The organism is Burkholderia sp. BCC1998, from assembly GCF_905339875.1.
GTDB lineage: Bacteria > Pseudomonadota > Gammaproteobacteria > Burkholderiales > Burkholderiaceae > Burkholderia.
The window spans coordinates 148,077-173,354 of record NZ_CAJPHE010000009.1; the positions used below are offsets into that span (position 1 = coordinate 148,077).

24 protein-coding genes are annotated in these 25,278 nt (G+C 67.3%); 13 read left to right on the forward strand and 11 right to left on the reverse strand.

Going from position 1 to position 25,278, the window contains the following annotated elements; all coding sequences use genetic code 11:
* Positions 1-14 precede the first annotated feature (14 nt).
* Positions 15-1,241: a porin gene (locus U5A56_RS17945; protein WP_321923744.1), complete on the forward strand. Its 1,227-nt coding sequence runs from the start codon at positions 15-17 to the stop codon at positions 1,239-1,241.
* Between the two features lie 97 nt (positions 1,242-1,338).
* On the opposite strand, the gene U5A56_RS17950 is transcribed toward U5A56_RS17945, so the two are convergent.
* The 6 genes from U5A56_RS17950 to U5A56_RS17975 all read right to left on the reverse strand — a co-directional run bounded on the left by U5A56_RS17950 (position 1,339) and on the right by U5A56_RS17975 (position 7,227).
* Positions 1,339-1,632 (reverse strand): antibiotic biosynthesis monooxygenase family protein, encoded by a 294-nt coding sequence (locus U5A56_RS17950; protein WP_044844322.1) that lies wholly within the window; start codon positions 1,630-1,632, stop codon positions 1,339-1,341.
* A gap of 245 nt (positions 1,633-1,877) precedes the next feature.
* Positions 1,878-3,176, reverse strand: coding sequence for an MFS transporter (locus U5A56_RS17955; RefSeq protein WP_321923893.1), 1,299 nt, complete (start codon positions 3,174-3,176; stop codon positions 1,878-1,880).
* Between the two features lie 179 nt (positions 3,177-3,355).
* Positions 3,356-4,429: an isocitrate/isopropylmalate dehydrogenase family protein gene (locus U5A56_RS17960; RefSeq protein ID WP_321923746.1), complete on the reverse strand. Its 1,074-nt coding sequence runs from the start codon at positions 4,427-4,429 to the stop codon at positions 3,356-3,358.
* 15 nt (positions 4,430-4,444) lie between these two features.
* Positions 4,445-4,870 (reverse strand): cupin domain-containing protein, encoded by a 426-nt coding sequence (locus tag U5A56_RS17965; RefSeq protein WP_321923748.1) that lies wholly within the window; start codon positions 4,868-4,870, stop codon positions 4,445-4,447.
* 27 nt (positions 4,871-4,897) lie between these two features.
* A complete protein-coding gene (locus U5A56_RS17970) occupies positions 4,898-6,268 on the reverse strand; it encodes an NAD-dependent succinate-semialdehyde dehydrogenase (RefSeq protein ID WP_321923750.1) in 1,371 nt (456 codons plus the stop codon).
* Between the two features lie 35 nt (positions 6,269-6,303).
* Complete coding sequence (locus U5A56_RS17975; protein ID WP_321923752.1) at positions 6,304-7,227, reverse strand: amidohydrolase family protein; 924 nt, start codon at positions 7,225-7,227, stop codon at positions 6,304-6,306.
* A gap of 392 nt (positions 7,228-7,619) precedes the next feature.
* Between U5A56_RS17975 and U5A56_RS17980 the strand changes: the two genes are divergently transcribed.
* From U5A56_RS17980 to U5A56_RS17995, 4 genes are all read left to right on the forward strand, one after another.
* On the forward strand, positions 7,620-8,498 hold the full coding sequence (locus U5A56_RS17980) for a GntR family transcriptional regulator (protein ID WP_321923754.1): 879 nt from the start codon (positions 7,620-7,622) through the stop codon (positions 8,496-8,498).
* Positions 8,499-8,567: 69 nt separating this feature from the next.
* On the forward strand, positions 8,568-9,005 hold the full coding sequence (locus U5A56_RS17985; RefSeq protein WP_321923756.1) for a hypothetical protein: 438 nt from the start codon (positions 8,568-8,570) through the stop codon (positions 9,003-9,005).
* Between the two features lie 400 nt (positions 9,006-9,405).
* On the forward strand, positions 9,406-10,812 hold the full coding sequence (locus tag U5A56_RS17990) for an HD domain-containing phosphohydrolase (protein ID WP_321923758.1): 1,407 nt from the start codon (positions 9,406-9,408) through the stop codon (positions 10,810-10,812).
* A gap of 81 nt (positions 10,813-10,893) precedes the next feature.
* Positions 10,894-12,666 (forward strand): histidine kinase, encoded by a 1,773-nt coding sequence (locus tag U5A56_RS17995; RefSeq protein WP_321923760.1) that lies wholly within the window; start codon positions 10,894-10,896, stop codon positions 12,664-12,666.
* A gap of 23 nt (positions 12,667-12,689) precedes the next feature.
* Here U5A56_RS17995 and U5A56_RS18000 read toward each other — a convergent pair whose 3' ends face one another.
* Positions 12,690-13,766, reverse strand: coding sequence for an alpha/beta fold hydrolase (locus tag U5A56_RS18000; protein WP_321923895.1), 1,077 nt, complete (start codon positions 13,764-13,766; stop codon positions 12,690-12,692).
* A gap of 292 nt (positions 13,767-14,058) precedes the next feature.
* On the opposite strand from U5A56_RS18000, the gene U5A56_RS18005 reads away from it, so the two are divergent.
* Positions 14,059-14,268, forward strand: coding sequence for a hypothetical protein (locus U5A56_RS18005; protein ID WP_321923762.1), 210 nt, complete (start codon positions 14,059-14,061; stop codon positions 14,266-14,268).
* A gap of 5 nt (positions 14,269-14,273) precedes the next feature.
* On the opposite strand, the gene U5A56_RS18010 is transcribed toward U5A56_RS18005, so the two are convergent.
* Genes U5A56_RS18010 through U5A56_RS18025 form a run of 4 tightly spaced genes read right to left on the reverse strand, consistent with a single transcriptional unit; the run spans position 14,274 to position 18,355 of the window.
* Positions 14,274-14,657 carry a GtrA family protein gene (locus tag U5A56_RS18010; protein ID WP_124519900.1) on the reverse strand — a complete coding sequence of 128 codons (384 nt, stop codon included), beginning with the start codon at positions 14,655-14,657 and terminating at the stop codon, positions 14,274-14,276.
* A 15-nt stretch (positions 14,658-14,672) separates the two neighbouring features.
* Complete coding sequence (locus U5A56_RS18015) at positions 14,673-15,716, reverse strand: glycosyltransferase family 2 protein (protein WP_321923764.1); 1,044 nt, start codon at positions 15,714-15,716, stop codon at positions 14,673-14,675.
* Between the two features lie 24 nt (positions 15,717-15,740).
* Positions 15,741-17,120, reverse strand: a complete 1,380-nt coding sequence (locus U5A56_RS18020; RefSeq protein ID WP_321923766.1) for a glycosyltransferase family 87 protein — start codon at positions 17,118-17,120, stop codon at positions 15,741-15,743.
* The gene (locus tag U5A56_RS18025; protein WP_321923897.1) at positions 17,120-18,355 is read right to left on the reverse strand and encodes a glycosyltransferase family 87 protein; all 1,236 of its coding nucleotides are present in this window, start codon (positions 18,353-18,355) and stop codon (positions 17,120-17,122) included. Before U5A56_RS18025 ends, U5A56_RS18020 begins: the two co-directional genes overlap by 1 nt.
* A gap of 1,044 nt (positions 18,356-19,399) precedes the next feature.
* Between U5A56_RS18025 and U5A56_RS18030 the strand changes: the two genes are divergently transcribed.
* The 7 genes from U5A56_RS18030 (at position 19,400) to U5A56_RS18060 (ending at position 25,257) form a co-directional block, all read left to right on the forward strand.
* A complete protein-coding gene (locus U5A56_RS18030; RefSeq protein WP_011880534.1) occupies positions 19,400-19,582 on the forward strand; it encodes a Flp family type IVb pilin in 183 nt (60 codons plus the stop codon).
* 167 nt (positions 19,583-19,749) lie between these two features.
* Positions 19,750-19,956 carry a Flp family type IVb pilin gene (locus tag U5A56_RS18035; RefSeq protein WP_044844309.1) on the forward strand — a complete coding sequence of 69 codons (207 nt, stop codon included), beginning with the start codon at positions 19,750-19,752 and terminating at the stop codon, positions 19,954-19,956.
* A 31-nt stretch (positions 19,957-19,987) separates the two neighbouring features.
* The gene (locus U5A56_RS18040; protein WP_321923767.1) at positions 19,988-20,527 is read left to right on the forward strand and encodes a prepilin peptidase; all 540 of its coding nucleotides are present in this window, start codon (positions 19,988-19,990) and stop codon (positions 20,525-20,527) included.
* Between the two features lie 32 nt (positions 20,528-20,559).
* The gene (locus U5A56_RS18045; RefSeq protein ID WP_321923769.1) at positions 20,560-21,960 is read left to right on the forward strand and encodes an ATP-binding protein; all 1,401 of its coding nucleotides are present in this window, start codon (positions 20,560-20,562) and stop codon (positions 21,958-21,960) included.
* A gap of 35 nt (positions 21,961-21,995) precedes the next feature.
* Complete coding sequence (gene cpaB, locus U5A56_RS18050; RefSeq protein ID WP_321923771.1) at positions 21,996-22,832, forward strand: Flp pilus assembly protein CpaB; 837 nt, start codon at positions 21,996-21,998, stop codon at positions 22,830-22,832.
* A 113-nt stretch (positions 22,833-22,945) separates the two neighbouring features.
* Positions 22,946-24,940, forward strand: a complete 1,995-nt coding sequence (locus tag U5A56_RS18055) for a type II and III secretion system protein family protein (protein ID WP_321923773.1) — start codon at positions 22,946-22,948, stop codon at positions 24,938-24,940.
* Positions 24,941-24,960: 20 nt separating this feature from the next.
* Positions 24,961-25,257, forward strand: a complete 297-nt coding sequence (locus tag U5A56_RS18060) for a hypothetical protein (protein ID WP_321923775.1) — start codon at positions 24,961-24,963, stop codon at positions 25,255-25,257.
* Positions 25,258-25,278 lie beyond the last annotated feature (21 nt).

The following is a 25,278-nucleotide window of genomic DNA, read 5'->3' on the forward strand; positions in this document are numbered from 1 at the left end:
AAGGAGATCGATCGATGAAGAAGCTTTCAGTTTGTTTGGTTGTACTGAATTCAGTGCCGGCGATCGCACTGGCGCAAAGCAGCGTGACGCTGTACGGGATCATCGACAGCGGCATCAACTACACCAGCAACGTGCAGACGGCGCGGACGGCGGCCGGCCCGGTGGGCGGCCGTCAGATCGCGATGATCGAAGGCGGGTCGGCCGGCCTGCAGGGGAGCCGCTGGGGGCTCAAGGGCAGCGAGGATCTCGGCGGCGGTCTCAAGGCGCTGTTCGTGCTGGAGAGCGGTTTCTACAGCAACAACGGCGTGCTGAACCAGGGTGGCGCGATGTTCGGCCGGCAGGCGTATGTCGGCCTGAGCCATCCGGTCGGCACGGTCACGCTCGGGCGCCAGTACGATCCTGTCGTCGACTTTTACGGGCCGTTTCTCGCTGCGCCGCAGTGGGGCGGCTACATGACCTCGCATCCGGGCGACCTCGACAATGCATTGAACACGCGGCGCATCAACAATTCGATCAAGTTTCGCAGCGCAAGCTATCGCGGGCTGACGGTCGAAGCGCTGATGAATCTCGGCGGCACGGCCGGATCGTTCTCGACCAACTGGATCTGGGGCGCTGGTGCGTCGTATGCGGCGGGGCCGTTTTCGATCGGCGCGGGCTACCTGAACGTCCGGAACCCCAACACGTCGTTCTTCGGCGCGAATCCGAATGCCGGCCCGGCGACGAGCAACAACCTCGGCAGCGCAGGCAGCGCGACCGCGCCGGAGAGCAATCCCGTGTTCGCCGGCTATGCGTCCGCGAACCGGCTCGAAATCGCCGGCGTGGGCGCCGGTGTGACGCTTGCCGCACTCAGCGTCAATCTCGCGTATTCGAATACGCGCTTCGCGGGGCTGGGCTCTGCGTCGGGGCCGAATGCGCTGCGCTACGCGGGCACCGCGGCGTTCAACAACGTCGAGATCAACACGAAATACCAGTTCACGCCGTCGCTGCTGGCCGGTGTCGCCTACGACTATACGAGGAACGGCGGTGCCGGCGGCAAGGGCGGCGCGAACTACCACCTGTTCAGCGCGGGTGTCGATTATTTCCTGTCGAAGCGCATGGACGTTTATACGGTGGCCGTGTTCGAGAAGGCGAGCGGGACGGATTCGCTCGGACAGCCGGCGGTTGCGCAGATCACCGGGTTGACGCCGTCCGCGACCGACAGGCAGGTTTCATTGCGGATCGGGTTGCGTCACCGGTTCTGAACGGAGCGGCGACTGGAGCGGCGCGTGCAGCCGGGGTTGCGGCAGCGCGCGGGTGACACGGGTCGGGCGTTTGCCCGACCCGTTTTGACGGTGGCGATTATTTCACCGCAACTTCCGTATGCACGACCTGCGGCGGGCTCTTGAAGAACGGGCCCGCCAGCTGACGCCACGCCTGGAAGTCGTCCGACTGCCGGAAATGCACCATGTGGTCGTCGACGCTGTCCCACTTGACGACGAGCAGGTAGCCGCCGCTGCGCTCGATCACGCGATGCAGCTCGGCGCCGCCGCAGCCGCGAGCGCGGGCGAACAGCGGGAGGGCCTGGCGAACCGCCGCCTCGAATGGCTCGGCCTGCGACGGATCGATTTCGAGCGATGCCATTTCAAGAATCATCAGAATGTGCTCCGGGAAATCCGCCGTTTCCGAAGGAAACGTCCTTCGGGCGGTTGGCGGGAAGTGAAAGGAATGCTGTCGACGGAATCCCCGCCTTGACGCGGGGAGGACGTCAAGCCTGCTCGATACGCGTTTCAATGCTGCGAACGGATCGTGACGCGCCGTGCGCCGCGGACGGCGCATCCGTCAACGATACCGGAAGTCGGCGTCGCGGTGGCCGCATGCCCGCGACGCCGAACGACGCGTCACGCCTTCCTGATGAGCAGCTTCAGCGACACGGTGAGCGTGGCCGACACCGCGAGAATTGCCGCCATCGCCCAGATCCCGGCCGAGAAGGAGCCGGTCGACTGCTTCAGGAAGCCGACGAGGTAGGGGCCGGCGAAGCCGCCGAGCGTGCCGATCGAGTTGATGAACGCGAGGCCGCCGGCCGCCGCGACGCCGGTCAGGAAGCGCGTCGGAATCGTCCAGAAGATCGCGCGAGCCGAGCTGACCGCGACCACCGCGAGCGTCAGCCCGATCATCTCCGGCACCACGCCGTGCGCGACCGCGGACAGCGCGAGGCCGAGCCCGCCCAGCAGGCACGCGCTGCACAGATGGAAGATCTTGCGGCCGCTGCGGTCCACCGCGCGCGCCCAGACCAGCATCCCGACCACCGCCGCGAGATACGGCACGGTCGACAGCAACCCGATCGACACAAGGTCGAGGCCGTGTCCTTTCAGGATGATCGGCAGCCAGATGCCGACGCCGTATGAACCGAGCACGAAGCCGAACTGGATCGCCGCGAGAAGCAGCACGCGGCCGTCCTTCAGCGCGGCGAACAGCGCCTTCTTCGGCTTCTCGCGCGGTTCCTCCGCGAGCATTGCGACGAGCTCGCCGCGCTCTTCGGGCGTGAGCCAGTACGCGTCCTTCGGATCGTCGCGCAGCCAGACGAGCACCGCGATCCCGATCAGGACCGCGGGCAGCCCCTGCACGATGAACATCCATTGCCAGCCGTGCAGCCCGGCGACACCGTTCAGGCCGAGCAGCGCCGCGGACATCGGGCCGCCGACGACCGACGACAGCGGCACGCCGAGCATGAACATCGCGAGCACGCGCACGCGGTACTGCGCGGGGAACCAGCACGCGAGGAAGAACGTCACGCCCGGGAAGAAGCCGGCCTCTGCGATGCCGAGCAGCAGGCGCAGCACGTAGAAGCTGGCCGGCCCGTGCGCGAGCGACGTCGCGGTCGCCGCGATGCCCCACGTGATCATGATCCGGGCCAGCCAGCGGCGTGCGCCGTAGCGGTACAGCGCGAGGTTGCTCGGAATCTCGAACAGGCAGTAGCCGGTGAACAGGATGCCCGCACCCCAGCCGAACTGCGCGGGCGTGAGGCCGATGTCCTGGTTCATCGTCAGCGCGGCGAAGCCGACGCTCGTCCGGTCGATGTAGTTGAATACGAACGCGAGCGTCAGCAGCGGCAGCAGGCGCCATGCGTTCTTGCGCAGCGCGCGCTGCCGGATCGCTTGCCGGTTCGCGTCGGGAACGGATGCCGTGCCCATCGTCATTGATTCGTAATGCATGATCGATTCTTCGACGATCCCGGCGCGGGCGGGCAGCAGCGCCGCCGGGCGAGGTGCTCCACGGCATGCGCGTCGGCCCGGTCGCGGCGATCGTCGAATGTGTCTCCGGTTTGTTGTCCTGCCAGGGCGGCGGCAGCGCGCCGCCCGCTCGGCGTGCGGTCGGCTCAGGCGGCGCGCAGCGCGTCGGCCACCTGCTTGCCGAACGCCTTGCAGCCCATCGTGCCGCCGAGATCCGCGGTGCGCGTGTCGGGATTCGCGAGCACCGCATCGACGGCCGCGTCGATCGCGTCGGCTGCGGCGATGAAGGCCGGCTTGCTGCGGTGCTCGCCGATCCAGCGCATCAGCATGCCGACCGACAGGATCATCGACGTCGGGTTCGCCTTGTCCTGGTTCTGGATGTCGGGTGCCGAACCGTGCTGCGCCTGCGCGCAGCACAGCGTGTCGCCGGCCATGATCGAGCCGCCGAGGCCGAGGCTGCCGGACAGTTCCGCGGCGAGATCGCTGATGATGTCGCCGTAGAAGTTGGTCGCGACGAGCACGTCGAAACGCTCCGGCGCGCGCACGAGATGCGCGGTCGACGCGTCGACCAGCAGGTCGTCGAGCTCGACGTCGGGGAAGTCCTTCGCGACGTGACGTACGGCTTCGAGGAACAGCCCGTCGGTCATGTGGAAGCTGTTCGCCTTGTGGATCGCCGTCACCTTCTTCCTGCGCTTCATCGCGAGCTCGAACGCGCGGCGCGCGATCCGTTCGCTGCAATGGCGCGTGATCTTGCGCACCGACAGTGCCATGTCCGGTGACGGCATCATCTCGCCCCAGCCGAGATGCATGTTGCGATCCGGATAGAAGCCTTCGGTCGCCTCGCGCATGATCACGAGGTCCATCTGCTTGCCTTCGCGCATGTTGGACGTGAGGAACGGCCGCGTGCGCGACGGGCGCACGTTCGCGTACAGGTCGAGCTCGCAGCGGAACGCGGCCGACACGTTGCGCCCGCCTTGGGCGGGCGGCGGATAGTCCGCGTGCGAGATCGTACCGAGGATCAGGCCGTCGTAGCCTCGCGCCTTTTCCAGCACGTCGGGGCGCAGCGTGGTGCCGTGCTGGTCGAGGCTCGCGAAGCCGACGTCTTCATGGTCGTATTGCAGGCCGAGATCGAACAGGCGGTCGGCCTGTTCGAGGACGCCGATCGACGCCGCGATGATTTCGGGGCCGATGCCGTCGCCGGGGAGAACGAGAATGCGCATGATGGTTCGCTCGGGTTATTTCGAAGAGGTCTGGTGTTCGGCCGATACGGAGCGCGTCTCGCCGCTGTCGGCGAGCGTGCGCGTGGCATCGGTGCGGGCGTAGATCCACAGGATCTTCATCGGCGCCGTCTTCGACACGTTGCGGAAGCGGTGCGGCACGTTCGGCGGGATGAACGTGGTGTCGAGCGGTTTGAGCCGGTATTCGAGCCCGTCGATGTCGAGGATCGCGTCGCCTTCGACGAGCACGACGCTTTCCTGGCAGTTGTGGCTGTGAAACGGGATTTCGACGCCCGGCGCGAACGACGTGTAGCCGGTGATGAAGCTGTCCGAGCCGACGGACTTGCCGACGAGCGGTGTGGTGCTCGCGCCGCCGCCGCGATCGTAGGCCGGCAGGCTGTCGGGCTGCAGCAGCGCTGCGCCGGAAGGGGTCATGATGGTCATGAAGGACTCCTGAATCGAATCGTGAGATCAGCGGGCCGGACCGAACCAGACCGTCTTGACGTTGGTGAATTCGCGAATGCCGGCGGCGCCGAGCTCGCGGCCGTAGCCGGACTGCTTGATCCCGCCGAACGGCAGCCGCGCATCCGACGCGACCAGCCCGTTGACGAACACCGCGCCCGCTTCGATCCGGCGCACGAGCTGGCGCGCGGCGTCGAGGTCGGCGGTCCACAGTGCCGCGCCGAGCCCGAATTCCGTCGCGTTCGCGAGCGAGATCGCCTGCTCGATGTCGTCGACACGCAGGATCGCGGCCACCGGGCCGAACGTCTCCTCGCATGCGGCGGCCATGTCCGGCGCGACGTGGTCGAGCACCGTCGGCGCATAGAAAAAGCCAGGGCCGGGCAGCGGTTCGCCGCCCGCCTTCAGCACCGCACCGGCCTCGACGGTGCGCTCGACCTGCCGATGCAGTTCGTCGCGCAGGTTCGCGCGGGCCATCGGGCCGATCGTGGTGTCGCGCTGCGTCGGATCGCCGACATTCAGTTGCGCGACGCCTGCGCAGAACAGGTCGACGAAGCGGTCCGCGACCTGCTCGTCGACGATGAAGCGCTTCGACGAAATGCAGCTCTGGCCGGTGTTCGAGAAGCGCGCCTTCACGGCGGCCTTCGCGGCGGCGTCGACGTCGGCGTCGGCGAGCACGATGAACGGATCGGAGCCGCCGAGTTCGAGCACCTGCTTCTTCATCGCGCGCCCGGCCTGCGACGCGACCAGCTTGCCGACCGCGGTCGAGCCCGTCAGCGTGACCGCCGCGATGCGCGGATCGCCGATCAGTTGCGCGACGTGGTCGGGCTCGATCAGCAGCGACGCGACGAGGCCGGCCGGCACGTCGGTGTCGGCAAACACCGAATTGATCGCCAGCGCGCATTGCGGCACGTTGCCCGCGTGCTTGAGGATCGCGCCGTTGCCCGCGCACAGGGCGGGCGCCGCGAAGCGGATGAACTGCCACAGCGGGTAGTTCCACGGCATGATCGCGAGCACGACGCCGAGCGGGTCGTACACGACGAAGCTCTCGCTCGCGTTGCTCGCGACCGCTTCGTCGCCGAGATACTGCGCCGCGTGCTCCGCATAGAAGTGGCACGTCCATGCGGACTTCTCGACTTCGGCTTCCGCTTCGGCGATCGGCTTGCCCATTTCCAGCGTGATCAAGGCGGCCAGCTCGGCTTTGCGGCGGAGCAGCACGTCGCCGATGCGCGCGACGGCCGCCGCACGCACGGCGAGCGGCTCGCGCGCCCAGCGACGCTGCGCGACGCTCGCGTCGGCCAGCGCCTGCTCGACCCGCGCGGGGGAATCGGCGTCGAAGGTGGCCACGATGGTTTCCGTGGCGGGATTCAGGGTGCGAAACATGGTGTTCGTGTCCGTGTTCGTGGGGAAGGAAGGGTTCAGGCGGCCGGTCGTTCGGCGAATCGATAGAGGCGCGCGGGGTTGTCGACGAGGATTCGCTGACGCAGCGCCGCGTCGTTCGCCCATCCCAGCAGCTGGTTCAGCGCACCGCCGGCATCTTCGCGGCGGAACGGCTCGATGCGCGAGAGATCGCCGTCGCGGTTGCCGGCGCTGCCGGTGTGCGGCCAGTCCGACGCCCACAACACGCGGTCGGCTCGGGCATCGATCAGCGCGCGCGCGATGGGCGCGAGGTCGTCGAACCGCGGCGTCTGGCGCGACGCGCGGTACGGCGCCGACAGCTTCACGTACGCGTTGCCGTGCTTCACGAGATCGATGACGGTCGCGAACGCGGTCGCCTGGTCGGCCAGCTTGTCGGCGCGCGCGCCTGCGAAGTGGTCGAGTACGACTGGGGTGTCGAGCCCGGCGATGTTCGATGCAAGGCCCGCGACGACGTCCAGGTCCGCATAGATCTGGACTGCCCATCCGAGCGGCGCGACCGCGTCGGATGCGCGCCGCAGTTGGGCGGACGCGATGGACAGGTCGCGCTCGCCGCGCACCTGCAGGTTCAGCCGGATGCCGCGCACGCCCTGGTCGTGCAGCGTCTGCAATTCCGCATGCGTCGCGCGCTGCGGATCGATGACCGCGACGCCGCGGGCGCGATGCAGCCCGAGTTCCTGCAGGCCTGTGAGCATGGCCGCGTTGTCGGTGCCGTACACGCTCGGCTGGACCAGCACGATCCGCTCGATCCCGAGCCGCGCTTCGAACGCGAGCAGATCGGCGACGCAGGCGCGCCCCGGCGTGTATGAGCGGTTCGGCGCGAACGGAAAGCGCGCCGCGTCGAACAGATGCACGTGGCAGTCGCAACTTCCTGGCGGCAATGCCGCGAGCGGGCGAGTCGGATCGTCCTGCGGTTCGACGTTCATCGCTGCCTCCATGCGATCGGATGAAGAAGCGGCCGAATCCGCGCGTGACAGCGCAAGGCCGCCGATGGCCGCGAGACTTGCGCCGAGTAGATGCCTGCGCTGCACATGGGTCTCCTTGATCGATGTGCCGGTGGAATGAGCGGTATTTTACGAACTCAAAAGACCAAGTAAAGAGTTTTTTGAAGCTTCAAAGTACCAACGAGGGTAAACGCTAATTTCTGTGTGGATTCGATGTAAATGTGGAAATTGCGGTGTTTTGAGTGGTTTGAATCGACTGGAAGCCGGTTTCGAAGCGGTTTGATTGGATCCGATATGTGGTTTGGTGAGGTTGCATAGGACCAAAGTGCGGTTGTGATACGATGCGGTCGTCTTTCGTGATCCGATCCGCCGCCATGACCCGCGCTCTCGCCGACGTGCTCGCGTCGAACATTCATCAGCACATTTCCAGCTCCGGCATGGCGCCCGGCACGCGTTTGCCGGAACGCTCGCTGGCGGAGCAGTTCAACGTGTCGCGCTCGCCGGTGCGTGAGGCGCTGAAGCGGCTCGCCGCGCGCGCGGTCGTCACGCCGCATCCCGACGGCGGCTATGCGGTCGCGGATCGGGCGGCGCCGCTCGACCGGGCCGATTCCGCCGAACTGGCGGACACCGTGGCGGACGAAGACACCTATCTGTCGATCGCGGAGGACCGGCTCGCCGGCAAGCTCCCCGATCGCGTGACCGAGAACGAGTTGATGCGCCGTTACGGCGTGACGCGCGCGCAGTTGAACGCGATCCTGCGACGGATGGTGCAGGAAGGGTGGATCGAACGACGGCCGGGGCACGGCTGGATGTTCCAGTCCGTGCTGACGTCCGCTGAGACGTATCGGCAGGGCTACCGTTACCGGCTGCTGATCGAGGCCGCAGGGATCCTCGAGCCGACCTTCCGGCTCGACCGCGATGCGCTGTTGCGCTGTCGCGCCGAGCAGGAGGCGCTCGCGAACGGCGGCGCGCGCACGGCGTCGCCGGCTGCGCTGTTCGATGCGAACAGCCGCCTGCATGAGACGATCGCTGCGTGTTCGGGCAACGTGTTCATTCTCGACGGCCTGCGCCGTCTCGACCGGCTGCGCCGCCTGATGGAGTATCGGAAAGCGATCGATCGCGACCAGGCGGAGCGCCGGTGTCGCGAACACCTGACGTTGATCGATCTGCTGATTACCGACCAGCGCGAGGCGGCGGCCGATTTCATGAAGCTGCACTTGCACAATGCGGTGCGGGAGAAGACGAGCGATTGACTCGTGCGCTCGGGCGTCGCGATCGAGCGTTCGCCACGCGATCATTCATTTCCGGAGACAGGGTTCGACATGGCAGAACTGGACGACGCGCTGTATGAACGTATCGGCGCGCTCAGCGAGGCGGGCGATGCATTGACGGAAGCCGCCGACTACGCAGGCGCGCTGGCGAAATACCGGGAAGCGTTCGACCTGCTTCCTGCACCCAGGACCAACTGGGAAGCCGGAACCTGGCTGATGGCCGCCATCGGCGACACGTACTTCCATCAGGGCGATTACGCGGCCGGACGTGACAGTCTCGCCCACGCGATGCATTTCCCTGAAGCTGTCGGCAATCCGTTTCTGCACCTGAGACTCGGTCAGTGCGCGTTCGAGCTCGGTGATCTCGATCGTGCCGCGGACGAGTTGATGCGCGCGTATATGGGCGGCGGACCGGAGTTGTTCGAGGACGAGGACGACAAGTACCTGCGATTCCTGGCAACGCGTGCGGAAGGGATCGAGGCGCCCTGACGTTGCGCTGCCGTTCGTGTCCGACGTCCCGGTGAAGTCGCGCCGCGCGTCGGGCGTGGTCGGGTACATGCTTCGACGCTGTCTGCTCGATCGCGCGGCCTGGCGCCCGACCGGCGGCGCAATGCAGCCGCCGTCGCGTGTCGCTTCGGACGACAGGGGGCCGCTGCATCCGATTCGTCGTCCTGATCATGGTCCGGGCAACGGCCGTGAAGTGCCGCCTGCATCTGCTGCCGATCGAACGCGTGCTCCCATTTCGCGTCGCGAGTATCGTGCGTTCCTGGCCGACGGTGAGCGGTGCACGACGCGCAAAACGGGGCGAATCAGCGTTTTCCCCAATATGGAATACGCAACGCCGGCCGATGTCACAGAGGTGGTGAAGACAATTAATCCGAGGCCATCCATGACGACATCCGCGACAACCGGAACGAACGCTGCACCACCCGAACCGATCGCCGAAGCCGCATCCGACAACCCCGCCGCCGCCCCCTCGATCCTGCTGGTCGACGACGAGCCCGGCGTCCTGTCCGCGCTGCGGCGCGTGCTGCGGCCCGCGCGCTACCAAATCCTGACCGCCGAAAGCGGCGAAGCCGCGCTCGAGATCCTCGCGTCGACCGAAGTCGACCTGATCGTGTCCGACATGCGCATGCCGAACATGAGCGGCGCGGCGTTTCTCGCCCGCGCCCGTACGCTGTATCCGGACACGATGCGCATCCTGCTGACCGGCTATTCCGACATCGCATCGATCGTGGCGGCCGTCAACGAAGGCGGCGTGTATCGCTACCTGAACAAGCCGTGGGACGATCACGATCTGCTGATGACTATCGAGCAGGCGCTCGAGCAGCGGCGCCTGCGCGGCGAAGCAGCGCGACTGGCCGCGCTGACCGAAGCGCAGAACGAAGCGCTGCGCCGCTTCAACACGGAACTCGAAACGCAGGTGCGCGCGCGCACCGAGGAGCTCGGGCAAACCGTGCTGTTTCTCGAAGCCGCGCAGCACGACCTGAAAAGCAGTTTCACCGCGATGGTCCAGGTGTGCGCGAGCATGATCGAGATGCGCTGCGGATCGGCGAGCGGCCATGCGATGCGCGTGGGCGAAATCGCGCGCCGTCTCGCGCTGTCGGCCGGGATGAGCAGCCTGCACGCGCAGGACGTGTATTACGCGGGACTGCTGCACGGCATCGGCAAACTGTCGCTGCCCGACGAACTGCTGCACAAGCCGCTCGTCAAGATGACGACCGACGAACACAGCCTGTTCCAGCAGCATCCGCTGCGCGCGCAGATGGTGCTCACGCCGGTCGCGCAGCTGCACAAGGTCGCATCGATCGTGCTGCACCAGTACGAGCGCTTCAACGGCCGCGGCACGCCCGACGGGCTGGCGGGCGACGCGATCCCGCTCGGCTCGCGGATCGTCGCGATCGCGCGCGATTTCGAGGGGTTGCGAAACGGCGAGATCGGCTCGCCGCATTCGGTCGAACAGGCGATCGACGTGCTGCATTCGCAGGCCGGCGTGCGTTACGACCCGCTGCTCGTCGCGCGCTTCATCGAGCTGGTGCGGGATCCGGCGAGCCTGCGCATCGCCGCGTCCGTCGCGGAGATCCGGTCCGAACAACTGCGCGAAGGGATGCAGCTCGCCGACGATCTGCGCACGCATCGCGGCGTGCTGCTGATGACGAAGGGCAGCGTGATGTCGGCGCACCAGATCGAGCTCGTGCGGCGCTTCGAAGCACGCGAGGGCACGTCGTTCGACATTCTCGTGCAGACCGGCGCGGCCGCGTCGACGCAGGCGAGCGCCGCCGCGCCGCCCGCGTGACGCTGCACGGAGCCGCTCCGCCGCGGCGGGCGCGCGGCCGCGCGCCGCGGCACCGCGTTCATTTCGACCGGGACGCCGATCATGCATGGCACCTATAACCTGCTGCTGGTTCTGCTGTCGCTCGTCATCGCGACACTGGCCTCCTATACGGCGCTCGACCTGGCCGCGTTCATTTCGCTGCTCGACGACCCGCGGCTCAAGCGCGCGTGGCTGGCCGGCGGCGCGGCCGCGATGGGCACCGGAATCTGGTCGATGCACTTCGTCGGGATGCTGGCGCTGTCGCTGCCGATTCCGCTCGGTTATGCGCTGCCGGATACCGGCGCGTCGCTTGCGATCGCGGTGCTCGTGTCGTATTTCGCGCTGAACGTCGTCACGCGTGCGCGGTTGAGCCGCCGGCACCTGCTCGCGGGCGGCGCGCTGATGGGCGCAGGGATCGTCGGGATGCATTACACGGGCATGGCCGCGATGCGCATGGCGCCGGACATTCGCTACGAGCCCGGGCTGTTCGCGGCATCGATCGGCGTGGCCGTGATCGCGTCGACCGCGGCACTCTGGATGGCGCAGACGTTGCGCGCGCAACAGGCGCGCCACGCGACCGCGCAACGCATCGGTGCCGCGCTGATCATGGGCATCGCGATCACGGGCATGCACTACACGGCGATGGCGGCCGCGCATTTCGCGCCGGACGCGCGCTGCGGCGCCGCGAACGGCATCGACGCGCCGTGGCTCGCGACGACCATCGCGCTGTTCACGACGGCGACGCTGATCGTCACGCTGCTCGTCTGCCGCTTCGATGCGCGCACAACCTTTCTGCGCGGCATGACGGACACGCTCGAACGGCTGGTGCGATTGCGTACCGCCGAACTCGAAACGGCGTTGCGGCGCTACGAGCAGACGACGGCGATGCTGCAACGCACGCGCGAGAACATGGCGAGCGAGATCGACGAGCGCCGCGCGGCGCAGAGTCGGCTCGAACAGGAGAAGGACGAACAGCGGCGCCTGCTGCGCGCGCTCGAGGAAACCCACGTGCAGCTGCTGCAATCGGAAAAACTCGCGTCGATCGGCCAGCTCGCGGCCGGCGTCGCGCACGAGATCAACAATCCGATCGGCTTCATCAGCGCGAACCTGAATACGCTGAGGACATGGGTGCGCAGCCTGCTCGACGTGATCGCCGCGCACGAAGCCGCGCTGCCGCAGCTGGAACCCGCGGCGCGCGACGCGCTGACGGCGCTGCGCGGCGCGGCCGACCTGGACTACGTGCGCGACGAGATCGTGACGCTGATCGACGAATCGATCGACGGCGCGGTGCGCGTGCGCCGGATCGTGCAGGACTTGCGCGATTTCTCGCGGCCGGGCAGCGGCGAGTGGAGCGTGGCCGATATCCACGCGGGCCTCGAAAGCACGCTCAACGTCGTCCACAACGAACTCAAGTACAAGGCCGACATCGTGCGCGAGTACGGCGACCTGCCGCTGGTCGAATGTCTTCCATCGCAGCTGAACCAGGTGTTCATGAACCTGCTCGTCAACGCGGCGCATGCGATGCCGACGCGCGGCGTGATCACGATCCGCACGTCGAGCGACGGCGAGCAGGTGTCGATCGCGATCAGCGATACCGGAACCGGCATGACGCCCGATATCGTCCGGCGGATCTTCGATCCGTTCTTCACGACGAAGCCGGTCGGGCAGGGAACGGGGCTCGGGTTGTCGGTGTCGCACGGGATCGTCGAGCGTCATCGCGGCACAATCGACGTGACGAGCGAGCCGGGGCGCGGCACGACGTTCCGCGTTCGACTGCCGATCCGGCGCGCGCAGGGCCATGCGGACGCGGCGGCGGCAGTCGGGCAACGCGCGTGAATGACAGGCGACGCGTCGCTCCGCTACCGCTTGCGCCGCCGCCTTCGAAAGAAATTCCAGAACATCGCGGTCGCGTCCGGCCCGGTCGCGGAGTGGAATGCTTCGCGCGGATCGCCGCCGCTCCACGCGTGCGCCAGGCGGCGCACGATGCAGACCCGCACGATCAGCGTGCCGCCGCGCAGATAGTCGGTGTAATCCGCATCGTCGTGCGCGTACGTATGTTGCTCGCCGACGCGCAGCGCACCCTGTTCGTCGACGAGCCGATTGATCCGCGCGAACGCGACACCCAGCTGCAGCGCATTTTGCTCGGCGACGACCGTATCGAGTCCCCCGTGCACGACGAGTGCCGGCATGCCCGGATAAGCGCGCCCATCGACGCAGGCATCGACGACGCGTATCGGATCGTCGCGCAGACCGCGGCGCATCAGGCTCATCGCGGCCATCGTCGACAACGGCGGCGCGATGGCCGGACCGGAGTGCAGGCCGACGGCCGCGAAGCGATCGGGAAATTCGAGCGCCAGACGCGCGGCCAGCCCGGCGCCGGCCGAGATGCCGGCCAGATAGACGCGGTCGCGATCGAACCCGCGCTCCCGCACGATCGCGTCGACGAGCGATGCGATCGCCGGGGCCTCCGACTGCGACGCATCGCCATGCCAGTTCCAGCAGCGATGGGCGTGGGCGGTCTTCGCCTGTTCGGGAAACAGCACGGCAAATCCGGCGCGCTCCGCGACGCGGCAAATACGGGTGCCAGCGGCGAACGACTCGGCGGTCTGCTTGCAGCCGTGCAGCATGACGACGACGGGCAGGCCGTCGGTCGTCGCCGGTGCGGCGGGCAGGTACAGCGCGTACGCAAGATGGTTGACGAGCTGGCCGGCGGCGGGGCGCGCGGAATGAAACGAGCGCAGCCACGTGCCGGGTGCCTGGCGCGGCGATGTGCGGGCGGCGGGCGCGGGCGCGCGGGCGTGACGCGTGGTGCGTGCGGTGGCGGGGCGCTTCGCCGATGGCGCCGGCTTGGCGGTCTTCCTTTTGGGCCGCGCGCGCGTCGCGGCGGTCAACAGGTCGAAAGGCCGTAGCCAGAGGCTGGATTTTTTCCTGGGCATGGACGGATCTCGTGCCGGCGGCGCGCGACAGCATGCGGCGAAGCCGGCCGTCGGGTGGAGGGCGAATGATGGCCGCGCACGATGCGTGCCGCGGGAAGCGTCCGCGTCGACGTGCTGCGGCATGACCGACACGGAGGCGACGGCGCGACCCGCGCCGCGCGACATGTTGCCGGTGGCATCGCGATTCGGACAGGCCACGCGCCATGCTAGCAGGCATCGCTCGCCTCGAGTGCGATGGTTCCGTGACGGATCGATGAATGCTTCGACCCTACCGCGGGCCGTCCCGAACGCCATGCTCGACATCGTCCATGCGCATCCGGCGACCGGCTTCGCGATGAACCGGGCCTTCTCCCCGACGACGCAATCCGATGCGGATGCGTTCGTCGCGCTGCGTGGAATGGGGCGGCGATGCCACGACGGCATACAGCCGGCCGCGCCGGCGGACCTTGTATCGATGGCGCGTTTGCAATCGCCGCAATCGCATGTCGCAATGCCGGCGTGAAGGATTTACCGATACGTCCACACCCGGTGCAGCACGAACATCGTCGGCGGGATCAGCAGCGCGATCGCGACGATGGCCCAGCCGCGCGGTACGTCGAGCAGTTCGGCGGCGCGCGCGAGCGCCATCGTTTCGGCGAAGCCGGCCAGCGCCACGGTCAGATAGCGCACCAGGTTGCGCGAATGCACCGTCGACGAGAAGCTCCACAGCGTATTCGCGAGATACGAGAACGCCGTCGCGCCGACGAACGCGACGGCGTTCGCGATCACTTGCGTCGCATCGAACAGCGCGTACAGCGCGGACGCGATCAGCACGTGCAGCGCGGTCGAGCAGAGCCCGGACAGGCCGAAGCGCGCCAGCCGCACGCGCTCGGCGTAGAGCAGTGCGAACATTGCAGGCTGCACCGATCAGCGGGCGCCGACCCGCATGCGGGCCGGCTGGACGCGGCGGCGTGCGGCCGCGCGGCGCGTATCGCGCACGACCGGCAGTTCGATCACCTTGCCGTGTGCCTGGTAGCGGCGGCGAATCAGGTAGACGGGACGTTGCTTCGACTCGTCGTAGATGCGCCCGATGTACTCGCCGACCACGCCGATGCCGACGAGCTCGATGCCGCCGATGAACAGTATGACCGACAGCAGCGACGCGTAGCCGTGCACCGGATTGCCGAACAGCAGCGTGCGGCCCACGATGAACGCGCCGTACAGGAATGCGAGCGCGGCGATGCCGAGGCCGATGTAGGTCCAGCTACGCAGCGGCACGGTGCTGAAACTCGTGATCCCTTCGATCGCGAAATTCCACAGCTTCCATCCGGAGAACTTCGAATGCCCGGCGCTGCGCGGATCGCGCTGGTACTCGACGATCACGGTCCGGTAGCCGACCCATGCGAACAGCCCCTTCATGAAGCGATGCCGCTCGGGCAGGCTGCGCAGCGCGTTCACGACCTTGCGGTCCATCAGCCGGAAGTCGCCGACGTTCTCCGGCAGCTTCACGTCCGACAGCACGTTGTGCACGCGGTAGTAGATCGCGGCGGCGGTGCGCTTCGCGAACGAATCGCACGCGCGGTTGCTGCGCTTCGCGGCGACGACTTCCGCGCCGTCGCGCCAGTGCTCGAGCATCACCGGAATCAGGCTCGGCGGATCCTGCAGGTCGGCGTCGAGCGGGATCACCGCGTCGCCGTCGGCTTCGTCGAGGCCGGCGGTCAGTGCCGCTTCCTTGCCGAAGTTGCGGGTGAGATCGATGACGCGCACGCGGCGATCGCCCATGCTGACCCGGATCAGGCGGTCGAGCGTGTCGTCGCGGCTGCCGTCGTTTACGCAGACGATCTCGAAGCGGATCGCGTCGAGGCCGGCCATCAGCGGGATCACGACGTCGAAGAAGCGTTCGACGGCTTCGCCTTCGTTGTAGAACGGTACGACCAGCGAGACGAGCGGTGTATAGAGCGGTTCGCGCATGATGGGTTCCCCTGTGACGACGTGTCAGCGGCCGACGCCGAAGGTCGGGCGGCCGCTGCGGCGCAGTCCGTGCGCCGGGCGGTGGTGTGAGCGGACCGGGTGCGGGAAGCCGGTCTCGGTCGAGTTGTCGTGTGCGTCGGGCATCGACGGCACGTCGTGCCTTTCTTGTGCAATCCGGCTGACGAGCAACGCCAGCGAGGCCAGCGTGACCAGCGGCATGAACTGGAACGACAGATGCGGGACCAGCACGAGGCCGGCGAGCGGCATCACCCACATCAGCAGCAGCCATTCGCGATCGAAGCGCCGCCAGCCGTGCGTCCACGCATAGCGTGCGTACCATGCGATCACGAGCCCGTACCAGGTCAGGTCGTAGTCGTACAGATAGGGGCTGACGATCAGGCAGGCGCAGGCGAGCGTCGCGGCACGCAGCGCGTACGAACACGCGCCGCGCCATGCGTACACCACGGCGATCGCGGCGGCCGCGGCCGACAGCAGCTGCAGGCCGCGCGCGACGTAGACGGGCCAGCCGGCGAGGGTGGCGAGCGCGAAGACGGTCGGCATGCGCGCGAGCCGCGCGTGGCCGGCGCCGACGAGCTGTGCTGCGTCGTGAATTCCGTGTGCGAATGCGAACCACGCGCCGAGGCCGAACGCGAGCGTCGACAGCGCGAAGCCGCCGGCGATCGTTGCCGCCCACGCGGCCAGCGCGCGCCATTGAGCGGCGCACAGCAGCGCGAGCGGGAACAGGATCGCCATTTGCGGCTTCATCGTCAGCAACCCGAAGCAGATGCCGGCGATGACGGGACGACGATTCAGCATCAGCATCCCGCAGCCGGCGAGTGTCGCGGTCAGGAGGCTCGTCTGCCCGACGATCACCGTGAGAAACGCGCCGGGGAAGGCGAGCGCGCAGAGCAGCGCCGCATCGCGCTGCACGGTCGCGCGGATCGTCACTGCGAACAGCATGTAGGTGACGCCGATCCACAGCACGAGCGCAAACATGTACGGCAGCCAGCCGAGCGGCAGCACGAACAGCAGCATGGTCGGCGGATAGAGCCACGGCAGCGAGCCGTCCGCAGCGTTGATCGCCGGAATCGCGAGTTTCTCGATCGCGAAGAGCGACGAGAAATGCCACGCGTCGATCGCATGGCCGTGCGCGGCGAGCCGTGCCGCGCTCCAGATCGGCGCGAGATCCTGCGCGAGCGGCCCGGGCACGGACGTATGCGACCCATGCACGCGTGCGAGGTAGACGCAGAGGAACAGCAACTCGGTCAGCAGTACCGCTGCCGCAAAGAGGCGTACCCGATCACGATTGAGCCAATGCGGGAACCGGCGCGGGCCGGCGATCGGCAGTTCCGGGTGTGCGTCGAGCACCGAATCGACGTGCAGCAGGGAGCGCGGCGATCTCATCACGCATTCCCCGATGGAAGGGTCGAGCGGCGCACGACGACGAACAGGACGGCGAGCAGCACGACCGGGCCGATCTGCGGCAGCTTCGTGATCCGGTTGAATATCTCGAATATCGGCAGCAGCCACGCGAGCACGATCACGATCTGGTCTCCCGGCAGCCAGCCTTCGTCGAGCCCGTGGGCGATCACGCAGAAGAACGCGATGCCGAGCCACGCGAGTTCGTAATGCCACAGATAGGGGGTCGTCAACAGCGTGGCGATCACCAGCGCCGCGCCGCGCAGCCGAATGTCGGCCGTGCGACGCCAGACCTGGACGGCGGCGGCGATTGCGAGCAGCCCCACGGCGGCCTGGGCGGCGAGCGAGACCGGAATCGATGCGCCCGCGAGCCGCAGCGCCGCGAACGTCGTGGGCGAAACGAACCAGTAGGCAGGAAGGGTGAAATGCATGCCGCGCACGATCGACATCGCCTGAGCCAGGCCGTGCAGGGAACTGGTGCCGGTCAGCGCAATGCCGGCCACGGTGAACAGCACCGTGGTGATCGCTGCCGACGCGAAGGTGCGCCACGAGCGCGTCGCGACCAGCACGAACGGAAACACCACCGCCAGTTGCGGCTTGATGGCGAGCAGCCCGATCAGCACGCCGGCGACGATCGGTCGTCGGCCGAGGAAATGCAGCGCGAATGCGGCGATGCCGGCGGTCAGGATGCTGTTCTGCCCGTACAGGACGGACGCGAACACGCCCGAGTAGGCGAGTACGACGAGCGCGGCGGCGCGCGGAGCGGGCAGGTGCGCACGCAGACCCGACAGTCTCAGGACCGCATACGCATAGCATAAAAGACTGCCCGCAAAAAAGAGGAAATACGCGGGCAGGAAAGGCACGAGGGCAACCGGCGCGATGAGCAGCAGCATCGTCGGCGGATAAAGCCAGGGCAGCGACTGGTGACCTATGTAGGCACCGAATTGCGCTACCTCGGCATGGGAGAAGAAGACCGGATCGTAGATCGCGGCGGCATGGCCTTGCAGCACGAGCTGCGACGCGGTCCAGAAGACGGAGAAGTCGACACCCGGTCGTGCGGTGGTCTGTGACGTGAAGGCATCCGTCACGAAGCCCCAGGTGATCAGGAATCCAACACACAGCATCAGCATGATGCAGCTGTACGGAATGATCCGGTCGGCTGTCAGCCATTGAGCACAGCGTTTGGCGCGATAGCGCACTCCACGATTGGCTGTGTACATGATGCCCCGTTTGCGGTGAAGGCTGCTTCTCTGCCGCAGCCTTTTTGTGTTGTCGTGTATCCGGATCGAATCGCATTCGATGGCGCTGTCCGGTGAATGCATTGTTGGAGAAAAAATCGCGTGACGCAAACCGCGGGCTGAATCGTGAGTTATCGATTCGGCAGCGACAGCGCGGAAAACCGGGTTTTCACGTCTGAGAAAACCGTACCGGCGCAAATGATGTTTCTCGCTTGAAACATTCCGTGTTTTTCGCCGGTCCGGCGGTATGCCGAATTCGCGTCGGGCGACGGGCTACACGGATTCGGGAAAATCCCGAGAAAATTTTTGGGTGCCCTTGCACAGCACGGCGGCGCCCCGCCGGCATCCCGGGCCGGCCTGCGTGCGTATATCAAATCTGAAACATTTTGTGCAGCGCGCCGAAACCCGACTCACGGGTGAATCGCCGGAACCCTTGCTGCGTCTGGATTTCCTTCCGGCTGGCCTGCTCTTTGCGTCAAGGTCCGCACGACAGTCGACGACGTGATGAACGACCGGTTGAAGCAACAGGCTGACAAGACCGGACTCAATCACCTGCGGAAAGCAACGGATCGAGGGCGCGTCGGGGAAAACGCCGCCCAGGCCATGAAAACCGCCGGAAACGTCGACCGAGCGAATAGACGACGGCATCGTCCGCGCAACAAGAATCACATGACAGCATTTGGGGAATAAAAATGAAAGACCAGAGCACGTCGCGGCTTGCATGCCGCGAAGCATATCCGCACCAGCATCGACGCGCTTGCGTCATCCGTTCAATCCGTATTCATGCCCGGTACGGTCGTTACGCCGTTCTGCTCGATCGCGTCATTCGCCAGATCGCAGCGCGCATGCATATCGCACGCATCAGCCCACCGACAATCGTTCGCCCGGCCAGGCTCGTACCCTGCCGTGTCCGTCGCTGAGCGCCGCATCCGAATCCATTTGTTGTGCCGTTGTGCCGGTAGTACCCGCTCCCCGCGTCGCTTTTCGACAACGGGATTCCAATAGTAGTGCGAAAGGAGATTAGCCATGTCCACGTTCATCCAGAAAGTCCGCGGTTTCGTCCAAGACGAGCAAGGTGTGACGGCCATCGAATACGGCCTGATCGCCGCGCTGATCGCAGTCGGCCTCGTTGCAGCACTGACGCTGGTCGGAAACGATCTCAAGACCGTGTTCAACACGATCGCAGACGACCTCAACGCGGCGATCTGAATGGCGGGGCGGCGAACGGCGGGTCCGGCCCGTTCGTCGTCATCCCGTCGCTCGAGCAGGGCCGGACACCCAACCAACAGATGTCGAATGAACCGAACGGCGGATGACTCGGCCGGTGCACTGCTCGAGTCTCCCCGCTCTCTTGATCAACCGAATCGGAGGCCGTCATGCGGACCAGGGGATGTGCGGTAGCGGTATCGCGATGGATCGCCGACGAGCAGGGGGTGACGTCGATCGAATATGCGCTGATCGCGGCAGTGTTCGCCACCATCGTGCTGGGAAGCGTGGTCGTACTGAAGGGTTCGCTTGAAGACATGTACAACGCGATCGCGTCGATCGTGACCGCGGCAGTCAATACCGCACTGGGTCAGTAATCCTGACCATTACATCCCGTCGAGGTTCGCCATGTTGCCTGCCGCGCTGCCTTACCCGGTTCCGTTGTGCGTGACGCTGCTCGTCGTCGTCGCGGCCAGCACGGACATCACGAGCCGACGCATCCCGAACCGGCTCGTCGCGGTCGGGCTGGCCGGTGCGCTGATTGCCCAGTGCGCGCTGCACGGCATCCAGGCGGGCGCGCTCGCATGGCTTGCCGGCGCCGCGACCGGCTTCGGCCTGCTGCTGCCGTTCTATCTGTTGCGCGGGATGGCTGCAGGCGACGTGAAGCTGATGCTCGCGATCGGCGCGTGGGTCGGCGCACAGATGACGTTCTACATCGTGCTGGCCGCCTTTCTGGCCGGCGGGATCGGCGCGATCGGTTTCGCGCTGCTGCGCGGACGCATGCGCCAGATGTGGGCGAACGTCGCGGCGCTGTTCGCGCGTCGCGCGTCCGGGGCGCGTGCAGGGGCAACCGACGGCCCCGTGGAGTTCGCGTCGGTCGGTGCGTTGCCGTATGGCGTGGCGATTGCCGCCGGCACGCTGGGCATGCTGTTCGTATCGTGCGCGTAGCGCGCCGAACCTGCAACGAGGATGGACCGAACATGAACACGAACCCCACCGAACCGAGACGCGACGCGCAGGTTGCTCACCTGCCGCTTCCGTCGCCCATGCGGGAGGCGCACGCGAAGCCGGGCGCGCAACTGCCGGCGGCACCGCGCTCGCTCGAGGAAACCGGACTGAGCCAGGCGTTCATCGCCGGGCTCGTGCTGAAGTCGACGCTGGTGCTCGGCCGCCCGTCCTACGGCGACCTGATCGAGCGTCACTGCCTCCCGCTCGCCGTGCTCGACGACATCTTCGCGTTCCTGGTGCGCGAGCATCTGGTCGAACTGACCCATCGCGGCAAGACGGACCTCGACGTGACGTTCCGCCTGACCGAGGCGGGCCGCGTGGCCGCGCTCGAAGAGCGCACGCGCAACAGCTACAGCGGGCCTGCGCCGGTGACGCTCGACGCATATCTCGACTGCGTGTCCGCCCATTCGGTGCGCAAGTTGCGCGTGGCCCAGAACGACGTGTGGGCCATCTTCGAAGGCGTCGTCATGGATACGGTGATCCTCGATTCGGCGGCCGCCTCGCTGAACTCCGGCCGTCCGCTTCTGATCTACGGCCCGGCCGGCAGCGGCAAGACCTTCCTCGCGGAGCGGCTCGGCGCGCTGATGGGCGGCCACGTGCCGGTGCCGTATGCCATTTGCGCTGCCGGCGAAGTGATCCAGATCTACGACCCGCTCGTGCATGTCGATGCGGCAGCGCAAGCGGACGGCCAATCGGTCGATCGCCGCTGGCGCCTGTGCGAGCGGCCGGTCGTGATGTCCGGCGGCGAGCTGACGCTCGACGAGCTCGACCTGCGTCGCGATGACGCGGCGGGCTTTTACCAGGCGCCGCCGCACATGAAGGCGAACATGGGCATGTACATCATCGACGATCTCGGCCGCCAGCGTGTCGAGCCGCGCGACCTGCTCAACCGCTGGCTGCGCCCGCTCGATCGCGGTGTCGATTTCCTGACGCTCGAGTCCGGCAACCGCTTCGTGCTGCCGTTCGACGTCTGGCCGGTGTTCTCGAGCAACCTGGCGCCGGAGCAGTTCGCCGACGACGCGTTCCTGCGCCGGCTCGGTTCCAAGCTTCACGTCGGCGCGTTGTCGATCGACCACTATCGCGCGGTGTTCGACGCCGCATGCGCGTCGCTCGGCCTGGTATCGACGCAGGACGCATTCGACTATCTGCTGCACCGGCTGCACCTGCCGACCGGCAAGGCCTATCTCGCATGCTTCCCGATGGATCTGCTGCGCCTCGTCGCCGCCGGCGCGCGGTATCGCGGCGATCCGCTCGAAGTGACGCACGACGCGCTGCACGACGCATGGGCCAGCTATTTCGGCACGGCGCCCGAGCGCGACGGCGTGTATCTGCCGCCTGTCGACCACGGCGGTCGCACGCACGTAACCGGTTGAGCCGTTTCTTTCACGATTCGTTGAGGAGCATTGCCATGAAAAACAGTCGAGCGCTCATGATGCTGATCGTCGCGATGGTCGCGGGGCTTGCCGCGGTCGTGTTCGCGTCCCGCTGGTTGATGAATACCTCCAGCAGCTCGATCACGTCGGTCGCGGTGGCGACCACCGACCTGAACCTGGGCGAGCCGCTCGGGCCGAACCAGATCCACATGGTGAGCTGGCCGTCGGGCAGCGTGCCGACCGGCGCGTTTACCGACACGAAGGAACTCGAAGGGCGCGTCGTGCGCACGAGCCTCGCCCGCGGCGAGCCGGTGATCGAGTCGAAGCTCGCGCCGGTCGGCACGAAGGGCGGGCTGTCCGCGGTGATCGCCGACGGCAGCCGCGCGATTACCGTGCGGGTGAACGACGTGGTCGGCGTCGCGGGCTTCGCGCTGCCGGGCAACTACGTCGACGTGATCGTCAACACGCAGGAACAGCAAGGCAAGACCGACGGGCAGAGCATCTCCAAGATCGTGCTCGAGCACATCCTCGTGCTGGCCGTCGCGCAGCAGGTCAGCCGCGACGACACCGCACCGAAGGTCGTCAACGCGGTGACGCTCGAAGTCACGCCCGACCAGGCCGAACGCCTCGATCTCGCGCGCAGCGTCGGCACGCTGTCGCTCGTGCTGCGCAACCAGGTCGACCAGAAGACGCTGACCACCGACGGCGCGACCAAGATCACGCTGCTCGGCAAGGCGCCGGTACCCGAAGTGCCCGCACCCGCGCCGGTGAAGACCGTGCGCGTGCGTGTCGCATCCCATGCGGCACCGGGAGCGCGCCGCGATTGCGTCGGCGTGCTGACCGGGGTACACGGCAGCGTCGAATGTTTCTGAATTCGTAGAACACATCCAGATAAACAGATTAACCAGATCGGCCGCCGTCAGGGCACGGCGGCCTTGAAAGTCGACAACCGGCGCCTCGCCGGTCACTCGGGGGATCAGACGAAATGAAGATCAATCCGCAACATTCAGGTACCGGCCCGGTGCGCACGCGTATCGCACGGGGCGCGATGATGGCCGCGATCCTCTGTACGGGAACGCTGACCGTATACAGCGCGCTGGCCCAGGAAGGCGCCGAATCGGCCGCGCTGATGAAGGGCGGTGCCGCCGCGCCGGCGGCCGCCGCCAAGGGGCCGATGCAGATGACCATCAGCATGACGCCGACGCCGGCCGCCGCGCCCGCCGCGGCGGCGGGGCCGCTGCGCGGGCCGAACTGCGTGGGTGCGGTACGCGAGTCGACCAGCGTCAGCGTGCCGCTCGGCAAGTCGCTGCTGGTGCCGATGCCGGAGCCGGTCCGCAACCGGACCATCGGCAACCCGGCCGTCGCGCAGGCGACGATGGTGTCGCCGCAGACGCTGTACATCCTTGGGCTGTCGGTCGGCACGACTAACATGATCGTGCAGGGTCGCAGCGGTGCGTGCCGCGTGATCGACGTGGCGGTCGGCGCGGATGCCGGCGGCCTGCAGGCGTCGCTGATGCAGCTGATGCCGAACGAGCGCGACATTCATGTATCGACCGCCGCCGGCACGATCGTGCTGGCGGGCAACGTATCGAACTCGCAGGCCGCGCAGCAGGCGGTGCAGATCGCCCGTGCGTACAGCGACAGCGCCGGCGACGGCAGCGGCAAGGGCGCCGGCGTGCTGAACATGCTGGCCGTCACGTCGCCGCAGCAGGTGATGCTCGAGGTGAAGGTCGCCGAAGTGTCGAAGACGCTGATCAACCAGATGGGCAGCGCGTTCAACATCCAGGGCGGCTTCGGCTCGTGGAGCGGCGCGCTCGTCAGCAACCTGCTCGCGGGCGTCGCAAGCGGCGCGGTGTTCAACAAGGCGAACAACAGGCCGTTCAGCATCGCGGCCGACGTGCAGAACACCGACAACCTCGTCAAGATCCTCGCGGAGCCGAATCTCGTGACGATCAGCGGCCAGGAGGCGACGTTCCTCGCCGGCGGCAAGATCTTCATCCCGGTGCCGCAGAGCAGCGGCAACGGCACGTCGTCGATCACGCTGCAGGAAGAGGAATTCGGCGTCGCGCTGAAGTTCACGCCGACGGTGCTCGGGAACGGCCGGATCAGCCTGAAGGTCGCGCCGGAAGTGTCGGAACTGTCGCAGACGGGCGTGACGCTGAGCGCGTCCAACATCGGCGGCACGTCGATCCTGCCGCTGATCACGACGCGGCGCGCGTCGACGACGGTCCAGATGGGCGACGGCGAATCGTTCGCGATCGGCGGGCTGATCAAGGACAACGCGAGCGGCGCGCTGAAGGCGATCCCCGGCGTCGGCGAGGTGCCGGTGCTCGGCGCGCTGTTCCGCAGCACGTCGTTCCAGCAGGACCGCACCGAGCTGATCTTCGTGATCACGCCGCACCTGGTGAGGCCGCTGCAGACCGCCGACGTGCCGCTGCCGACCGACAGCTTCTCGAAGCCGAACGAAGCCGACGTGTATGCGACCGGCAACATGGAAGGCCGCAAGGGTGTCCGCCGGGCGGGCGCACAACCGGCGAGCGGCGCGATGGATGCACCGCAGACGCCGGCTCCCGCACCTGCTCCGGCGCCGCAATCGGCTGAGCCGGCCGCACCGGCCGCCGCACTGCCCGCACCGCGTGCGCCGCAGCCCGCCGATGCACCGGCACCGGTGCCGGCGGAGCCGGAGAAGGCCGCGGCGGCCGACGCGGCAGGGGCGGTGAGCGCCGAACCGGCGCCGGCCGCGCAGCCGCAAGAGCAACCGCAGTCGCAGCCGCAACAGCAGTCGCAGCCGCAGGCCGATGCGGCCGCCGCAGTCACCGCGGCGCGGATCGCGCGCATCGAAGCGGCTGCAGCGCGTCTCGCGGCCGCTGGCTCCGCCGCGCCGGCAAAACCTGCGCCGCGTTCGAAGCACAGCTTGCCGGCCGCCGCGCACGCGCAGGTCGCGCGGGCGAGCACGGAACCCCAGTCCACCGATCATTGAAGCCATTCAAGGGGAAGCTCATGAAATCCGCCTACCTCGTATTCGTGCGCCGCGCGGCGCTCGCCGTCCCGCTCGCGTTCGCGCTCGCCGGCTGCATGTCGTCGACGCCGGTGTGGGACACCCGCTTCGGCGACTCGGTCCGCGCCGTCACGCAAGCCCAGATCATCGATCCGCATGCCGCCGAACACGCGGCATCGAACCTGGGGGTCAGCGGCAGCGCAGCCGCGTCCGCGCTCGACAACTACGACAAGTCGTTCAAGCAGCCCGAGCCGAAAGCCAATGCATTCGTGATCGGGATCGGCAAGTCGGCGCAGTAACACACAGGCAAGCTCAGGGAG

Excerpts from the sequence above, each read along its gene's own strand:
- U5A56_RS17975 (WP_321923752.1), bottom strand. The coding sequence starts at position 7,227 with ATGAACGTCGAACCGCAGGACGATCCGACTCGCCCGCTCGCGGCATTG.
- U5A56_RS18010 (WP_124519900.1), bottom strand. The coding sequence starts at position 14,657 with ATGTTCGCACTGCTCTACGCCGAGCGCGTGCGGCTGGCGCGCTTCGGC.
- U5A56_RS18005 (WP_321923762.1), top strand. The coding sequence starts at position 14,059 with ATGCTCGACATCGTCCATGCGCATCCGGCGACCGGCTTCGCGATGAAC.
- U5A56_RS17950 (WP_044844322.1), bottom strand. The coding sequence starts at position 1,632 with ATGATTCTTGAAATGGCATCGCTCGAAATCGATCCGTCGCAGGCCGAG.
- U5A56_RS17960 (WP_321923746.1), bottom strand. The coding sequence starts at position 4,429 with ATGCGCATTCTCGTTCTCCCCGGCGACGGCATCGGCCCCGAAATCATC.
- U5A56_RS18020 (WP_321923766.1), bottom strand. The coding sequence starts at position 17,120 with ATGAGATCGCCGCGCTCCCTGCTGCACGTCGATTCGGTGCTCGACGCA.
- U5A56_RS17965 (WP_321923748.1), bottom strand. The coding sequence starts at position 4,870 with ATGACCATCATGACCCCTTCCGGCGCAGCGCTGCTGCAGCCCGACAGC.
- U5A56_RS17990 (WP_321923758.1), top strand. The coding sequence starts at position 9,406 with ATGACGACATCCGCGACAACCGGAACGAACGCTGCACCACCCGAACCG.
- U5A56_RS18060 (WP_321923775.1), top strand. The coding sequence starts at position 24,961 with ATGAAATCCGCCTACCTCGTATTCGTGCGCCGCGCGGCGCTCGCCGTC.
- U5A56_RS18055 (WP_321923773.1), top strand. The coding sequence starts at position 22,946 with ATGAAGATCAATCCGCAACATTCAGGTACCGGCCCGGTGCGCACGCGT.
- U5A56_RS17985 (WP_321923756.1), top strand. The coding sequence starts at position 8,568 with ATGGCAGAACTGGACGACGCGCTGTATGAACGTATCGGCGCGCTCAGC.
- U5A56_RS18040 (WP_321923767.1), top strand. The coding sequence starts at position 19,988 with ATGTTGCCTGCCGCGCTGCCTTACCCGGTTCCGTTGTGCGTGACGCTG.
- U5A56_RS17955 (WP_321923893.1), bottom strand. The coding sequence starts at position 3,176 with ATGACGATGGGCACGGCATCCGTTCCCGACGCGAACCGGCAAGCGATC.
- U5A56_RS17945 (WP_321923744.1), top strand. The coding sequence starts at position 15 with ATGAAGAAGCTTTCAGTTTGTTTGGTTGTACTGAATTCAGTGCCGGCG.
- U5A56_RS18015 (WP_321923764.1), bottom strand. The coding sequence starts at position 15,716 with ATGCGCGAACCGCTCTATACACCGCTCGTCTCGCTGGTCGTACCGTTC.
- U5A56_RS18035 (WP_044844309.1), top strand. The coding sequence starts at position 19,750 with ATGCGGACCAGGGGATGTGCGGTAGCGGTATCGCGATGGATCGCCGAC.
- U5A56_RS18045 (WP_321923769.1), top strand. The coding sequence starts at position 20,560 with ATGAACACGAACCCCACCGAACCGAGACGCGACGCGCAGGTTGCTCAC.
- U5A56_RS17970 (WP_321923750.1), bottom strand. The coding sequence starts at position 6,268 with ATGTTTCGCACCCTGAATCCCGCCACGGAAACCATCGTGGCCACCTTC.
- cpaB (WP_321923771.1), top strand. The coding sequence starts at position 21,996 with ATGAAAAACAGTCGAGCGCTCATGATGCTGATCGTCGCGATGGTCGCG.
- U5A56_RS18000 (WP_321923895.1), bottom strand. The coding sequence starts at position 13,766 with ATGCCCAGGAAAAAATCCAGCCTCTGGCTACGGCCTTTCGACCTGTTG.
- U5A56_RS17980 (WP_321923754.1), top strand. The coding sequence starts at position 7,620 with ATGACCCGCGCTCTCGCCGACGTGCTCGCGTCGAACATTCATCAGCAC.
- U5A56_RS18030 (WP_011880534.1), top strand. The coding sequence starts at position 19,400 with ATGTCCACGTTCATCCAGAAAGTCCGCGGTTTCGTCCAAGACGAGCAA.
- U5A56_RS17995 (WP_321923760.1), top strand. The coding sequence starts at position 10,894 with ATGCATGGCACCTATAACCTGCTGCTGGTTCTGCTGTCGCTCGTCATC.
- U5A56_RS18025 (WP_321923897.1), bottom strand. The coding sequence starts at position 18,355 with ATGTACACAGCCAATCGTGGAGTGCGCTATCGCGCCAAACGCTGTGCT.